The following is a 14,767-nucleotide window of genomic DNA, read 5'->3' as shown; positions in this document are numbered from 1 at the left end:
ACGGCGCTACCGGCCGCCGGGAACGGGTCGTGTGAGCCGTCTCTCGGCGACCGGGACCGGCGGTGCGAACAGGCCGTCGGTTCTGGCTGCCGGTGACGCACAGCCCTCGAGCCAGCCGAGGACGTCGTTCGCCCGGAGTTTGTGCCGGGATGGCAGCTCGTGGAGGTGCGTCCGGTTCGGCAGCAGTCGCTGGTCGAGTTCGTACCGCTCGAACATCTCGTCGCGGTCGGGCCACGCCCGCGGCGAGCGGGCGAAGGGAGCCTTCTCCCGAAGAAAGCCCTGGACCGCGTTGGCCGTCTGGGACTCGAAGGGACGGTCCGGCGGCGTATGGCGCAGGATGTCGTCGTCGAGGCGCTTGATCGCCTCGAGGAACGTCTCGGTGCTGTGGTGTTCCGGCGGGGTCGTCAGGTGCCAGTCGAGCAGTTCGATGTCGGTGACCAGCATCGACTCGAGATAGTTGTCTGCGAGGTGTGTCCGGAACGGGATCGACGGCTGATTGGCGATTCCTGCACAGGTGAGTCGCGTGTGGACGTCGTGAGCGCGGTGGGCGTGGGTGTCGACTTCCTCCCGGATCGCGTCCATCACGAACGAGTGGGGGTCGTCGGGTCCCACCTCGGTGTGGCGAACGACCGTCTCGCTCTTCTCGCGATCGTAGCCGAACCGACTGGCGAGCACGTCCGCGGGGTCCGGGTTCGGCTCGAGCGGCGGCAGCGGCAGCGATTTTCCGAAGAAATCGAGCGCCTTGCGCTCGAGGAAGTGACCTCGGATGAGCGTATCACAGAGCAGGCCGTGATAGATCGTATCGACGTCCATCTCGGTGTCGTACCCTCCGTGGTGGACGTGCAGCGACTCCTTGATCCCCTGGGAGTACTCGACCTTTCCCGGTCCCGCGAACAGATACCGTTGGTCGGGTTCGAACACGGTCTGCGTGGCACCGTACTGGCGGGCCACCTTGCCGGCGAGTTCGATCTCGGGGTTCTCCCGGTAGCCAATCGTGAAGCACTTCTCGATCGACGGCACCTGCGAGAGAAGCACTCGGGAGTCGTAGCCCGCCGACAACAGGAGTCCGCGCGAGCCCGGATACTGACTGCGCCGCTCGATCGCGCGCCGCAGCCTGCGAGCGAGTTCGTCGACGTAGTCGAACTCCCTGGGATCGTAGACGAAGCGCTCGAGCGTCCCGGTTTCTTCGGCCGTCAGATAGCCGTCGAACGGCACGCGAGCGAGGTCGGTAAACAGGGTATTCTCGCCGAAGATCGTTCCGACGTGCATGAACTGCCGGAGCGATTCCCGGTCCACGTCGGGACGCGCTATCGTCCGTGCGACCGCCCCGGCGTCCGTCCCGAAGACCCTGGCACCGCTCGCGTCCGTGTAGAAACACTCCCACGACCGGATCGGGTCCGTGACGACGATCGTCTCCTCGGCGGTGTCGACCACCGCCACGTAAGAGCCGTTGAGGACGGAGAAGGCGTTCCGTCCGTACTCCTCGACCGCCTCGAGCAGCCACGAGGCGGCGTCTCGGTCCACCGAATCCGGCGAAAACGCCTCGCCCCAGACGAGACAGCAGCCGTCGTCGGTGTCGGCGACGGAGCTGCGTCCCGAAACGCCCAGGTGAGGGTCACGAACGCCGACGGTAACTGAGGGGCCCTCGAGAACGGCGTCGAACTCGTCCCGATTGCGGTGCCGAGAGAACCGTTCGCCCGCGCCGAAAACGCCGAATAGTTCGGTTTTCATTGGTATGTTCGATGCACCGGCCGAATCCGACCCGTCGAGTCTCGTTGCGTGCGGGCCGACCGGACCAGTGTCGACATCGCTACTGGCTAACGGCGCAGAGGGGGATAACTATGTCCGGAGTAAGCCGAACCGCCTGCAGTCCGGATCAGCGACCACTGTTTCACACGGTTCAAGGGGGCTGCAAACGTCGTTGAACTCGCGGTAATTGGGAGTGAGACGAGTGGATTCGGACCCTCCCACACCATCTCATGATCGGAGCGTAGAACGAACCCGGAACTCGAAACACGGGTCGAGCAGTCGATTACAGATCGAGCGTCCGGAACTGGAGATAGCCGAGGGCGACGGGGACGACGAGCCAGACGAGGAGGATCACGACGGCGAACCGGCCGGTGAGATAGAACGGCAGGCTGGCATCTCCGTAGAAGATGTCGACCTCTCTGGGGAACGGATCGGGGAAGAAACCGTGAATCGCGGCGTCGTACGCCTGGATCGGATTCAGTAACGGGTAAAACAGGTACCAGTCGGGAGCCGACCCGGACGGGACGACCTCACCGGTCAGGAGATAGTAGGCGACGAGCCGGAAGGAGTCGAAGACGAAATACAGGAAGACGAACACCCCGATGACGGCGCCGGCGGCCTTGCCCGTCGACGTCGTGAGCGAGGAGATGGCGACGCCGACGCCGACGAACACGGCCCCGAACAGCATCGAGAGCGCACCGAACGTGACGAAGTCGGCCACCTGCGGCTGGTCGTAGAACGCGACGACCACGAGAAACGCGACGAGCAACCCGGTAAACAGCGCCGTCCAGAGGACGAGCGTTCGCCCGACGAGTTTACCGACGACGACGTCGAGTCGGGAGTGGGGCAGCGAAAAGAGGATCTTCCCGGTTCCCGAATCGACCTCGCCCGCGATGGACTTGTAGCCGACGAGCAGTCCGATTATCGGGAGCAGCCACGTTACCGGCTCCTCGAGGAAGAGGATCAGCTGTACCGAAGACAGCCGCTGCCCCTCCTGGACGAGAACGTCGTCGAGATAGACGAAGAGAGCCGCCATCCCCCCGACGAACGCGACGAAAATCGTCGTCAGTAGCCACAGCACCTTCGAGCGGGCGGCGTCGTGGAAGTCCTTTCGTGCGATCGCGGCGACGCTGTCGAGATCGAGGTCGACGGCGGGGTCGTCTGACTCCCCGGTACTCATGGCTGAGCCCCCGCTGTGTACGAATGGAAGACGTCGTCGAGCGAGGCTTCTTCCGTCGAAAAGTCGCGCACCTCGAGGCCGTGTTCCTCGAGTTCGCGGAGGATGGCCGTCTTCGAGCCGTTACACTGAACGACGATCGTCGGCTCCCCACCGTCTTCGGCGGTGACCTCGGCGATGTCGGGGAGCGTTCGGACCGCAGAAAGCGCCTCCTCGTCGAGGCGGTCGACGGTCACCCGAAGCGTCGTCGTCGAGGAGACGGAGTCGCGAAGCCCGGAAACGGTGTCGATGGCGACCATCTCGCCATCCCGGAGGATGCCGACCCGGTCGCAGACGGATTCGACCTGCTCTAAGATGTGACTCGAGAAGAACACGGTCGCCCCTCGTTCGTTCTCCTCGCGGACGATCTCGCGCATCTCGCGGGCGCCGTTGGGGTCGAGGCCGGTCGAGGGCTCGTCGAGAATCAGGAGCTCCGGATCGCCGACCAGCGCCATCGCCAGCATCAATCGCTGGGCCATCCCCTTCGAGTAGCCGCCGGTTTTGTCGTCGATCGCGTCGACGAGGCCGACCCGCTCGAGCAGCCGTTCGGGGTCGTCGTCGACCCCCTTTGACTCCATGACGAACTCGAGGTGCTGGCGCGCGGTGAGGCGATCGTAGGTTTCGTACCCCTCGGGGAGAACGCCCGTTCGCTGGCGAATCTCCCGACTGTTCCGGTGGGCGTCGAGGCCAAGAACCGCCGCCCGGCCGCTGGTGGGGCGGACGAAGTCGAGGAGGACGTTGATCGTCGTCGACTTGCCGGCACCGTTCGGGCCGAGAAATCCGAACACTTCACCCGATTCGACGCGAAACGAGAGGTCATCCAGGGCGACCGTCCGACCGTACCGTTTCGTCAGTCCATCGACCCTGATCGCGGACATAGCTGTCTTCACTCACCGTCCGCCGATAAGGCTTGTCACCGCGAGACGGCCCGTCGCGGCTCGAGATCCACAAGATCGGGATGATCACCGGCTTCCGACCCGGTCAGGACGATTCGGTCCCGTCTGGCCTGCCACTGCGGATGACGAACGGCGACATGAACGGGAACCGTCTCGACCCCGAGGAGACGGGCGATGGCGAGTCGGTGGTGACCACGCTGCAGGACGACGCGACCGTCGCGCCCGATGCAGACGCGGATCTCACCCTTCGCCGGTGGAAGCCGCGGGTACGGATCGAACAGGGTCGGCGTCTCGAGTCGTCCACGACCGGAACGGCGTTCGCGGACGGATCGGTAGCCACGCGCCGCGACGTCGGCGTAGCAGGTTTCGAGCGCCGTCCAGAGCTCCGTCCCGCCGTCGGTCGCGACTCGCTCGAGCGGTGGCGCGGAGCCGACAGCCGGCGTCGACGGCTCCCGCGGCTGAACGGCGTCACCGAGCGTCGTCTCCGGCCACGGAACCCCGTCGACGGCGTGCTCGCGGTGGGCGCGAAAGACCGGGTGTGTCGCGAACGGGTTCGTCTCGCGATCCCAGCTGCCGCCGGTGATCGACTGGACGTGTGCCGGGGAGGCTACTGCGAGCGTCTCGCGCCACGGCTGCGCGAGTGTCTGCGTGATCGCGGACGGCTCGACCTCGAGCAGATCGGTCGGAGAGATCGGTGCCGCGTAGCGCCGGCCACAGGTGCGCCAGGTCAGATACCGGATCCGGGCGTCCAGACAGCCGGTTCGAAGTCGCTCGAGAGTCGGCCGGAGCCGAGAGCGGACTCGCCGGGTCGCCGATTTCCGCCCGCGGACGGTTGGCCGACTCATCGGCCGGCACCTCTCCCGGCGCCACCGGGTTTCGGTTGCGAGACGCGAGCGGTGACCGCACCCATGACCGAGCGGATCACGAACCGGTGAATAATTATTCAGTGGGTAACGCGTTCCCGTTCTGGCCCTGATTCGAGCCGATTCAGCGTCGATCGGCGATGCGTTGGCTTCGCCAGCCGAACGAGTCGAACACCGACTCGAGTTCCGCCGGATCGATCGTCGTTCCAGCGGTAACCGGTGGGCCGTTCCGGGGGAGACGAGCGAGCGCTCGCGTTTCTGGTAGCGGTCGCCGTCGCAGGTCGCGTAAACGAGCGTTACAAGGCTTCGATAGCCGACCTGACGGTCGACGAGTCAGCAGCGAACTCGTCGTTCACAACGGGTGTTACGGCTCGACTAACGAGATTCTACCGCGTTGGCCCCGAGTTTACGACCTATCCCACTGCTTAAACCGGCGAGAAATCGGTTTTCGACCGAGAAATTCGCAGATTCGATTCGTTCAAGGAACCCATACTAAACGGAGAGGAACGGATCGGAAGCGTCCGGAACGACTGACCCCGTTTATACGATACGGCGGTCCAGAGTGGAGTGCGTCGAAATCATGACATCCATGAAAGAACGTCTCGGCCGCTCGCTACCACAACGGCGTACGATTATCGCGATCACGCTCGCGTTAGTGATGATCGGACTCGCCGGCTGTGGTGGACCTGGCGGTGACGACGGTGTCGACGACGATGGAATCGATGACGAGGCTCCCGGAGAGGACGTAGACGACGGCGCTGCTGACGACGGCGTCGGTGACGACGCTGCCGATGACGGCGTCGGCGACGATGCTGCTGACGACGGCGTCGGCGACGACGACGCGGATGATGGCGTCGGCGACGATGACGCTGCTGACGACGGCGTCGGTGACGACGACGCGGATGACGGTGTCGGCGACGACGACAACGTCACTGACGACGACGACGGCGACAACGTCACTGACGACGAAGACGACGGTGTTGGCGACGACGACGGCGACGACGACATCTAATCGTCACCCGTCGACCGTCAGTATCACTGACCCGGTCGACGGCGTTTGACGGCCACGATGGCCACCGATTTTTTGCGCGTACTCGCTCGAGGAGCCCCGCGAACAGCGGACGACGGTTCCGGTGACGTCAGGCTGAAATCGCTCGGTTCCGTAACGCCTCTGATGAACGCAGCGGGGGTTCGTGAACGGGCGGGGTCGTTACCGCGCGAGCCCGGCGTCTACCAGTTCCGGGAGGGCGGCGCAACGCTGTACGTCGGGAAGGCCGTCGACCTGCGCTCGAGGGTGCGCTCCTACGCCGATCCGCGCAGCGCCCGCATCCGACGGATGGTCGACCGCGCCGACGGAATCGAGATCGCCGTCACCGACACCGAAACCCAGGCGCTGTTGCTCGAGGCCAACCTGATCAAGCGCCACCAGCCCCGGTACAACGTCCGACTCAAGGACGACAAGTCGTATCCGATGGTCCAGTTGACCGACCACGAGGCCCCGCGGATCGAAATCACCCGCGATCCTGACGGTGAAACGCAGGGTGGCCCGAGGGCGAGCGGGCCGACCGTCTACGGCCCGTTTACGAACATGGGGCGGGTCGAGACGGTCGTCAAGGCCCTCCGGGAGACCTACGGCGTCCGCGGCTGTTCGGACCACAAGTATTCGGGGCGGGACCGCCCCTGTCTCGACTACGAGATGGGGCTCTGTACCGCCCCCTGCACCCGCGAGATCGGCCTCGAGAGCTACCGGGAGGACGTGGCGGCGGTCGAGCGGTTCTTCGATGGCGAAACCGGGATTCTCGCGGATCCGCTGCGCCGGGAGATGGAGGCCGCCGCCCAGGCGCAGAACTTCGAGCGGGCGGCGAACCTCCGGGACCGCCTCGAGGCCGTCGAGAGCCTCCACGGCGAGGGCGGCGAGGCCGTCCAGACGACCGGCGGCGAGCACGTCGTCGACGTGCTCGGAGTCGCGATCGAGGGCGAGGACGCGACCGTCGCCCGCCTGCGCGCCGAGGGCGGCAAGCTGGTCGACCGGGAACGACACACGCTCGAGGGCTCCGACGCCGAAGACGCCGGCCCGCGCGGACGCGAAGGCGGCGTTCCCGCCGTCCTCGCCGCCTTCCTCGTCCAGTACTACGCCGAACGAACGCTGCCGGATGCCGTCCTGCTCTCGGAGCGACTGGAGGACGCGGAGGTCGAGACCTGGCTCGAGGCCGAAGGGGTGGCGGTGCGCGTGCCGGGCGCCGGCCGCGAGGCGAAGCTGGTCGACCTCGCGCTCAAGAACGCCCGCCGGAACGTCGGCCGTCGCGACGAGTGCGGGATGCTCGCCGACGCGCTCAGGCTCGACGCCGCGAGGCGACTCGAGGGGTTCGACGTGAGCCACGCCCACGGGAAATCGGCGGTGGGGAGCGACGTCACCTTCGTCGACGGCAGCGCCGAGAAGGCCGACTACCGGCGGAAGAAACTCGAGGACCGAAACGACGACTACGACAACATGCGCGCGCTGATCCGCTGGCGGGCGAAACGAGCCGTCGAGGGTCGCGACGACCGCCCCGACCCCGACCTGCTGGTGATCGACGGCGGCGAGGGACAGCTCGAGGCCGCCCGCGACGCCCTCGCCGAGGTGGGCTGGGACGTCCCCGCCGTCGCGCTGGCGAAAGCCGAGGAGACGGTGATCACCCCCGACAGGCAGTTCTCCTGGCCGCGGGACGCCCCCCACCTCCACCTCCTCCAGCGGGTGCGCGACGAGGCCCACCGCTTCGCCGTGCAGTACCACCAGACGATCCGCGACGACGTCTCGACGGTTCTGGACGACGTGCCGGGGATCGGTCCCGAGACCAGAAAGCGACTGCTGGGCCGGTTCGGCAGCGTCGAGAACGTGCGAGAGGCGAGTCTCGAGGACCTGCAGAGCGTGTCGGGGGTGGGGAAGAAAACGGCTAAGACGGTCAAAGAACGGTTGTGAGACAATATCAGTTCCCCAACTGCAATCGGTAGAGAACTGATTCAACGACTACGAGGAATCTGGTGACAATAATTTCCGAGCTTAGCAGTAGAAGTTATATTTCGACAACAATGGTGAAGTGTAAATGCACATCAATTGTCGCTTTATGGATATATATCTGTCCGAATCTCCAGACGAACGGTGATCGCAACCCTCACCGCGGGGATGCTAGCCGGATGCACTGGTGACGATAGCACCAATCGGTACGTCTGCCAGCGAACGCCGGTGGAGCACTTTGACAGCGACGAGATATCCTTAATCGAGTCTCAGCCAGGTGGACCCGAAAAGACCCAGGGTCACTTCGAAGTCGAGCCGGGAACCGTCGACCGCATCGAGGCGACGACCGGAACCGAGACGAGGTCGATCGATGTGGACGAGGACGAGGAGAGAGTCACACTCAATTGGGACCACGGCGAGACGGTCGAGAACCTGACCATCAGATACACCGCCTACCGAGACGACGAGGAACTCGGGCAGGGGACGATGCAAAACGACTGTGAGTGGGAGTAAAATACCCCCGAACATGGAGACAGCCATATGTCGCTCGCGAGCGTACTGAACATCGTGTCAAACGACGACCCGCTCGACGACCTGCTCGACGAACTCGACGCCCACAGCGACCTCGAGGCCGCGGCCCAGGCGCTGTCGATCCGCATGGAGAAACGCCGGTATGGCAAGCCGGTGACCATCGTCGAGGGGTTCGACCTCCCCGAGTCGGAACTCAAGCCGATCGCCTCGAGTCTCAAGAGCGCGCTCGGAACCGGCGGCACGATCCACGAGGGACGGATCGAGTTGCAGGGCGACCACCGCGACAGAGTCCCGGAACTGCTTCGCGAGCGCGGGTTCGACGTCGAGAGCTGACGGGTTCGCTCGACTCGAGCGAGCGCGTCTCCAACTCCCGTTTCGGTTCGACAACTCGAGTTGAGCGCACAATTTTGTCCCTCGATACCGTAGCACACAGCATGGAGATCAGACCGGCCACGGCCGACGACTGCGAGGCGATTCGCGAGGTCGCCCGCGAGACCTGGCACGACACCTACGATATTCCCGAGAACGTTATCGACGAGACCGTCGACGACTGGTACGCCGACGAGGAACTCGAGCGGGCGCTCTCGACCACCGGGACCGCGGTGCTCGTCGCCGAAGCGGACGGCGAGATCGTCGGCTTCACCCACGGCGTCGTCCAGGAGGACGAGGGTGACGTCTTGCGGATGTACGTCCACCCCGACCACCAGCGACGGGGGGTCGGGACGGCGCTTCACGACCGCCTGCGGGTGGCGCTCGAGGACTTCAACATGGAGCGCATGCGGGCGATCGACCTCGCCTCGAACGACGGCGGTCGCGAGTTCTACGAGGGGTTGGGGTTCGAGCAGACGGGTGACGGCGAGGTCGAAATGGGCGACGAAACCCACCGCGAAGTGGTGTACACGCTCGAACTGTAGCCGGGTGCGCTGAACGGAAGGCGGGGAAGAAACCGGTCGCAAACTCGGACTGTCTGGAGAGTAACGACCTCGTACCGTCGTGACCGTCGGTTTCGTGTGACGGTTTTCCTCGAGTGACCCTCACGCCGAGCGGTACGTCGTCCCTACCTGAACGGGCGGATTCGGAAGTCTGTATATAGCTATTTGGCGGACAGTCATCGCACGTTGTATGAACGTTCGTGACTTTACGTTCGAGGCGTACGACCGACTCATCGGCGCTGCCGTCGACTCCGGCTACGAGGTCCTCACGGTGGCGGACTTCCTGAAAGCCGACGCCCTCCCCGAGCGCTACCTCCTCCTGCGCCACGACGTCGACCGGCGGGTCGGCATCGCCCGCTCGATGGCCGAACTCGAGGCCAGCCACGGCGTGACCTCGACGTACTACTTCCGCACCTCGACCTTCGAGCCCGAGGTCGTGGCCGAGATGGCCGCGATGGGCCACGAGATCGGCTACCACTACGAGGACCTGGCTCGCGCCCGCGGCAACCGCCGGAAGGCCCACCGCCAGTTCGCGGCCAACCTCGAGTCCTTCCGCGAACACGCGACGATCGAGACGGCCTGTTCGCACGGGAGCCCGCTCTCCCGGCACCTCAACCTCGACATCTGGGAGGGACGACGCTCGCCGGCGGACTACGACCTGCTCGGCGAAGCCTACCTGGATATCGAAAAGGACGCCGAGGACCGCGACCTGCCAACGTACGTCTCCGATACGGGGCGCCGGTGGGGGACCGTCGACCCCGAGTTCGGTCTCGTCGAGACGACCGACGACTTCGTCGAGTTCCTCGAGACCGGCGACTGCCCCCGGCTGTACACGCTCGCCCACCCCGGGCGGTGGTCGCGCTCGCGACTCGAGTTCGTCGACCGGCTGGCCTGGGACGTCGCCGCAGAGACGGGAAAAGTGGCGGTGAAGCCGGCCCACTACGCCCAGCGGGGGGTCGCGGGTGCGGCAGGCGGGATGGTGGGCGCGGTCGGCACCACCGCCGCGGTCGCCGCGCGGATCGCGCAGGCGACGGCGCCTCGAGGGCGAGAGCGCTAACTAGAACTCCTCGGCCGGCGGCGCGATCCCCTCCTCCTCGCCGCCCGCGAGTTCGAACTCCTCGCGGACCTCCCGGATCCGGTCGCGGATGTCCGCCGCGAGTTCGAACTCGAGGTTGCTCGCCGCCTCCTCCATGCGCTCCTCGAGGTCGTCGATATAGCGGGCGGCCTCGTCGTCGTCCGCGAGGTCGCGACCGGAGATTTCGGTGGTGTCGGTCTTGCTCCCCGGCAGGTTGGTCTCGCCAACCTCCTTATCGATCGTCATCGGTTCGTAGCCGTGTTCCTCGTTGTACTCGCGCTGGATCTCGCGGCGGCGACGGGTCTCCTCGATCGCCGACTCCATCGCGTTCGATGGGTCGTCGGCGTAGAGGATCACCTCGCCGTTGACGTTTCGGGCCGCCCGCCCCATCGTCTGGACCAGCGTGGTCTCGGAGCGGAGAAAGCCCTCCTGGTCGGCGTCGAGGATCGCCACGAGCGAGACTTCGGGGATGTCCAGGCCCTCCCGCAGGAGGTTGATCCCGACGAGGACGTCGATCTCCCCTAACCGAAGGGAGCGGATGATCTCGTGGCGCTCGAGGGTGTCGGTCTCGTCGTGCATGTACTCCACCGCGATGCCGGCTTCCTCGAGGTACTCCGTCAGGTCCTCGGCCATCCGCTTGGTGAGCGTCGTCACGAGTGTGCGCTCGTCGCGGCCGATTCGGTCGTCGATCCGGTCCATCAGGTCGTCGATCTGGCCGCTGGCGGGCGACACCGACACCTCCGGGTCGACGAGGTGGGTCGGGCGAACGATCTGTTCGACGATCCGCTCGCTCTCCTCGCGCTCGTAATCGCCGGGAGTCGCCGAGACGTAGAGTGTCTGATCAGTCTTCTCCTCGAACTCCTCGAAGGTGAGCGGGCGGTTGTCGTAGGCGGTCGGGAGTCGGAAGCCGTTTTCGACCAGCGAGTCCTTGCGAGACTTGTCGCCCGCGTACTGCCCGCGAACCTGCGGGAGGGTGACGTGGGATTCGTCGACCACGGTGAGGAAGTCCTCGGGGAAGTAGTCGAGCAGGGTGTAGGGCGCCTCGCCTGATTCGCGGTCGGAGAGGTACAGCGAGTAGTTCTCGATGCCGGAACAGTAGCCCGTCTCCTGCATCATCTCGAGGTCGAATCTGGTTCGCTCCTCGATGCGCTGGGCGGCGACGAGGTCGCCCTTCCGCTCGAAGTAGCTGATTCGCGAGTCGAGGTCCTCGCGGATCTCGTCCATCGCCCGCTCGAGGCGCGTCTCCGGGATCGAGTAGTGCTCCGCGGGGTGGACGAGTACCGCCTGCTGCTCGCCTTTGGTCTCGCCCTCGAGCGGGTCCACCTTCACCATGCGGTCGATCTCGTCGCCCCAGAGTTCGACGCGAACGGCGTAGCGGCCGTACATCGGGAAGATCTCGAGGGTGTCACCCCGAACGCGGAACGTGCCGTTGGTGAAGTCGACGTCGTTGCGCTCGTAGTTCAGGTCCACGAGCCGTTTCAGCAGTTCGTCGCGGCCGACCTCCTCGCCGACCTCGAGTCGCATCGCCATGTCGACGTAGTTTCGCGGGTCGCCTAGCCCGTAGATCGCCGAGACCGAGGCGACGACGATCACGTCCTCTCGGGTCAGCAGCGACCGGGTGGCGCTGTGCCGAAGGCGGTCGATCTCGTCGTTGATCGAGGCGTCCTTGTCGATGTACGTGTCGGACTGCTCGACGTAGGCTTCGGGCTGGTAGTAGTCGTAGTAGGAGACGAAGTATTCCACCGCGTTGTTCGGAAAGAGGTTCCGGAACTCCTCGTACAGTTGCGCCGCGAGGGTCTTGTTGTGGGCGATGACCAGCGTCGGTTTCTGGATCTCCTCGACGACCCAGGAGACGGTGTTGGTCTTCCCCGACCCCGTCACCCCCAGGAGGGTCTGTCTGTCCATCCCCAACCGAAAGCCCTCGGCGAGCTGTTCGATGGCTTCGGGCTGATCGCCCGCGGGCTCGAAGGGCGCGTCGACCTCGAAGGGGTGGTCGACGTCCGGCCGATCCGGCTGGAGCGGACCGCGTGTATCGCTCATAGGTGAGCCACGGACCGGGGATACGTAAGCCGCTCGCCTGCCTGCGACGCGGCCAATTCGCCCGACCAGCCCCCTCGTCCCCGACAGCGCTTTCTCGCTCGAGTCGAAACGTACCGGTGACTTCCGATGCTCGTCGTCCACAACGAGGTCGATCCCGACTGCGCCTACCACTGCGACGCCCTCGCGGCGTACTTCCCCGCCGCCGCCCAGTACGACTACCCCGCGGGCGACCGCCCCGACCTCGAGGGTGTCGAGGGGGTCGTTCTCACGGGCAGCACGGCCGGCGTCTACGAGGCCGACGAACGCCCCTGGATCGACGAGCAGGCGGCGCTCGTCCGCGAGCTGATCGACCGCGGGATTCCGACGCTGGGCGTCTGTTTCGGCCACCAGCTCGTCAACAGCGCCCTCGGCGGCACCGTCGAGGACGTCGGGACGACCAGCGAACTCGTCTCCCTCGAACTCGCCGACGACCCGCTGTTCGAGGGCGTCGCGCCGGTAGTTCCCGCTGTCCACGGCGACGTCGTCACCGAGCCCGGACGGGGGCTCGAGGTGATCGCCAGCGCCGACTACTATCCGGCGTTTGCGACCCGCCACCGGGAGGCGCCGCTGTGGACCGTGCAGTTTCACCCCGAGTTCACGGCCGACTACCGGGACCGTCTCGCCGCCGACTTCGGCTGGTCGGAGACCGACCACGAGTTCGAGTCGGTGACCGCAGACCGCGTGTTCTCGAACTTCCGCTCGCTCGCTGCCGCCGGAGACGGACTTCGCTCGACCGGGGCCGAGGGCGACCGGTAGCGACCGGCTACCCGGGGAGCCGCGACTATCCAGCACGACTTTCCCCTCTACCAAGCGTTTTCACCCCAGTCGTAGTTGGGCCGAGTATGGCCGACGACCAGCACCTACAGCAGGCCCGAAGCGAACTCGAGGGAGCCGTCGAAACCGCCGACGACGACGTTCGCGACGCGCTCCGCGAGACCGCCGGGGCGTTCGCCGAACTCGCCGCGGGCGATCGGCAGGCGGACCACGCCGTCCTCGACGGCCACCTGAACACCCTCAGACAGGCTCGAGAGCGCTCGGACGCCGATACCGCGAACAGCATCGACCGGGCGCTCGAGCACGCCGAAACCTACCGGGAAGGTCTCGAGCAGGCCTGAGAGAGGAGCGCCGATCGTTCCTCGCGGCCGCGACGAGGCGGCTGCAAGGTAACCGTTTTCAAGTCGCTTCGTGGTATATCATGGCAGATGACTGGGAACGAGGGGACGACCTGGGAGTACGAGACGGTGCGCCCGCCTCGTGATCCGACGATGGAGGAGGCCGGCGACCCGAAGAAAGTCCTGAACGAACTCGGTGCCGAGGGCTGGGAGCTCATCGACACCATCGATTACAGCGGCGGCGGGACGAAGCTTCTCGTGTTCAAACGACCGGCGGACAACGAGACAGATGGGTAGCGACAGCGACGACCCCGGAACCGCGAACACGATGCGTGAACGGGCCGGCGAGAGCCGCCTCAAGTTCTGGTTTCTCCTGAAGGCGAACCGGCTGGTGCTCACGGGCGTGCTCTCGCTGGTCGTGTTCGTCCTCTTCATGGCCGGCACACTCCTCGAGCCGACGCTCTCGGAGATGCTCGAGGAGCGGGCGGTCATCGAGTCGATGTTCTCGACGATGCTCAGCGCGCTGATCACCGGGATCACGCTGGTGGTCACGATCAGTCAGCTGATCATCTCCCAGGAGAACGGTCCCGTCGGCGACCAGCGCCAGCGGATGAGCGAGGCGATGGACTTCCGCCAGTACATCAAGGACCTCACCGGCAAACCCGCACCAGCGGACCCCTCCGCGCTCCTGCGCGAACTCGTCGACACGACCGAACAGCGGGCGAACTCCCTCGAGGAGTCGATCAACGAACTCGAAAACGAGGACCTACGGGAGGAGGTCGACGAGTTCACCGAGAGCCTGACGGGCAACAGCGAGGCCGTTCGCGAACAACTCGAGAGCGAGCAGTTCGGTACGTTCAACGTCGTCAACGCCGCCCTCGATTACAACTACTCCTGGAAGATCTTCCAGATCGACCGCATCGAGGACGAGTACCAGGACGAACTCGAGGAGGAACAGTTCGAGGCGTTCGACGATCTCCGGGCGTCGCTCGCGATGTTCGGCCCCGCCCGCGAACACGTCAAGACGCTGTTCTTCCAGTGGGAGCTGATCGACCTGATGCGGCTCATCCTCTACGCCGGGATTCCCGCGCTCATCGTTGCGGGGGTGATGCTGACGTACGTCGACGAGACGACGGTACCCGGGACGACGCTGGGCGCCGAAAACCTGCTCTGGCTCGTCGGCATCGCGTTCACGATCACGCTCGTCCCGTTCCTGCTGCTGACGACGTACGTCACCCGGGTCGCGACCGTCGCGAAGCGCACTCTCGCGATCGGGCCGTTGATCCTGCGAGAATCACAGCGCTGATCGGTCGCCCACC

General features: G+C 65.6%; 15 protein-coding genes. 10 read left to right on the top strand and 5 right to left on the bottom strand.

What is annotated here, in order from left to right; translation table 11 throughout:
• Nucleotides 1-6 precede the first annotated feature (6 nt).
• From AC6I6S_RS09480 to AC6I6S_RS09465, 4 genes are all read right to left on the bottom strand, one after another.
• The gene (locus AC6I6S_RS09480) at nucleotides 7-1,731 is read right to left on the bottom strand and encodes an asparagine synthase-related protein (RefSeq protein ID WP_497949706.1); all 1,725 of its coding nucleotides are present in this window, start codon (nucleotides 1,729-1,731) and stop codon (nucleotides 7-9) included.
• A gap of 301 nt (nucleotides 1,732-2,032) precedes the next feature.
• Nucleotides 2,033-2,929: an ABC transporter permease gene (locus tag AC6I6S_RS09475; protein ID WP_497949705.1), complete on the bottom strand. Its 897-nt coding sequence runs from the start codon at nucleotides 2,927-2,929 to the stop codon at nucleotides 2,033-2,035.
• Nucleotides 2,926-3,843, bottom strand: coding sequence for an ABC transporter ATP-binding protein (locus tag AC6I6S_RS09470; RefSeq protein WP_497949703.1), 918 nt, complete (start codon nucleotides 3,841-3,843; stop codon nucleotides 2,926-2,928). Before AC6I6S_RS09470 ends, AC6I6S_RS09475 begins: the two co-directional genes overlap by 4 nt.
• A 35-nt stretch (nucleotides 3,844-3,878) precedes the next feature.
• On the bottom strand, nucleotides 3,879-4,706 hold the full coding sequence (locus AC6I6S_RS09465) for a ParB N-terminal domain-containing protein (protein ID WP_497949702.1): 828 nt from the start codon (nucleotides 4,704-4,706) through the stop codon (nucleotides 3,879-3,881).
• Between the two features lie 598 nt (nucleotides 4,707-5,304).
• On the opposite strand from AC6I6S_RS09465, the gene AC6I6S_RS09460 reads away from it, so the two are divergent.
• The 6 genes from AC6I6S_RS09460 to AC6I6S_RS09435 all read left to right on the top strand — a co-directional run bounded on the left by AC6I6S_RS09460 (nucleotide 5,305) and on the right by AC6I6S_RS09435 (nucleotide 10,239).
• A complete protein-coding gene (locus AC6I6S_RS09460) occupies nucleotides 5,305-5,736 on the top strand; it encodes a hypothetical protein (protein WP_497949701.1) in 432 nt (143 codons plus the stop codon).
• Nucleotides 5,737-5,898: 162 nt separating this feature from the next.
• Entirely contained in the window at nucleotides 5,899-7,683 is a 1,785-nt protein-coding gene (locus tag AC6I6S_RS09455) for an excinuclease ABC subunit C (protein ID WP_497949700.1), read from the top strand.
• Nucleotides 7,684-7,863: 180 nt separating this feature from the next.
• The gene (locus AC6I6S_RS09450) at nucleotides 7,864-8,232 is read left to right on the top strand and encodes a hypothetical protein (RefSeq protein WP_497949698.1); all 369 of its coding nucleotides are present in this window, start codon (nucleotides 7,864-7,866) and stop codon (nucleotides 8,230-8,232) included.
• 54 nt (nucleotides 8,233-8,286) lie between these two features.
• Nucleotides 8,287-8,583, top strand: coding sequence for a stress response translation initiation inhibitor YciH (gene yciH / locus AC6I6S_RS09445; protein WP_497949697.1), 297 nt, complete (start codon nucleotides 8,287-8,289; stop codon nucleotides 8,581-8,583).
• A gap of 101 nt (nucleotides 8,584-8,684) precedes the next feature.
• Nucleotides 8,685-9,164, top strand: coding sequence for a GNAT family N-acetyltransferase (locus AC6I6S_RS09440; RefSeq protein ID WP_497949696.1), 480 nt, complete (start codon nucleotides 8,685-8,687; stop codon nucleotides 9,162-9,164).
• A gap of 208 nt (nucleotides 9,165-9,372) precedes the next feature.
• Nucleotides 9,373-10,239, top strand: a complete 867-nt coding sequence (locus AC6I6S_RS09435) for a polysaccharide deacetylase family protein (RefSeq protein WP_497949695.1) — start codon at nucleotides 9,373-9,375, stop codon at nucleotides 10,237-10,239.
• Here the strand turns inward: AC6I6S_RS09435 and uvrB are convergent, their stop codons facing one another.
• Complete coding sequence (gene uvrB / locus AC6I6S_RS09430; protein WP_497949694.1) at nucleotides 10,240-12,297, bottom strand: excinuclease ABC subunit UvrB; 2,058 nt, start codon at nucleotides 12,295-12,297, stop codon at nucleotides 10,240-10,242.
• Between the two features lie 126 nt (nucleotides 12,298-12,423).
• Between uvrB and AC6I6S_RS09425 the strand changes: the two genes are divergently transcribed.
• From AC6I6S_RS09425 to AC6I6S_RS09410, 4 genes are all read left to right on the top strand, one after another.
• On the top strand, nucleotides 12,424-13,092 hold the full coding sequence (locus tag AC6I6S_RS09425; RefSeq protein ID WP_497949692.1) for a type 1 glutamine amidotransferase: 669 nt from the start codon (nucleotides 12,424-12,426) through the stop codon (nucleotides 13,090-13,092).
• 86 nt (nucleotides 13,093-13,178) lie between these two features.
• A complete protein-coding gene (locus AC6I6S_RS09420) occupies nucleotides 13,179-13,451 on the top strand; it encodes a DUF7553 family protein (RefSeq protein WP_497949691.1) in 273 nt (90 codons plus the stop codon).
• 87 nt (nucleotides 13,452-13,538) lie between these two features.
• Nucleotides 13,539-13,745 carry a Sp36 family protein gene (gene sp36 / locus AC6I6S_RS09415; protein ID WP_497949690.1) on the top strand — a complete coding sequence of 69 codons (207 nt, stop codon included), beginning with the start codon at nucleotides 13,539-13,541 and terminating at the stop codon, nucleotides 13,743-13,745.
• Nucleotides 13,738-14,754: a DUF7972 family membrane protein gene (locus AC6I6S_RS09410; RefSeq protein ID WP_497949689.1), complete on the top strand. Its 1,017-nt coding sequence runs from the start codon at nucleotides 13,738-13,740 to the stop codon at nucleotides 14,752-14,754. The genes sp36 and AC6I6S_RS09410 overlap by 8 nt, the downstream gene beginning before the upstream one ends.
• Nucleotides 14,755-14,767: the final 13 nt, after the last annotated feature.

It is taken from the genome of Natrononativus sp. DTA114 (genome assembly GCF_059736515.1).
Note: the sequence above shows the minus strand (reverse complement) of the source record. Positions and strands in the feature narration are given on the sequence as shown.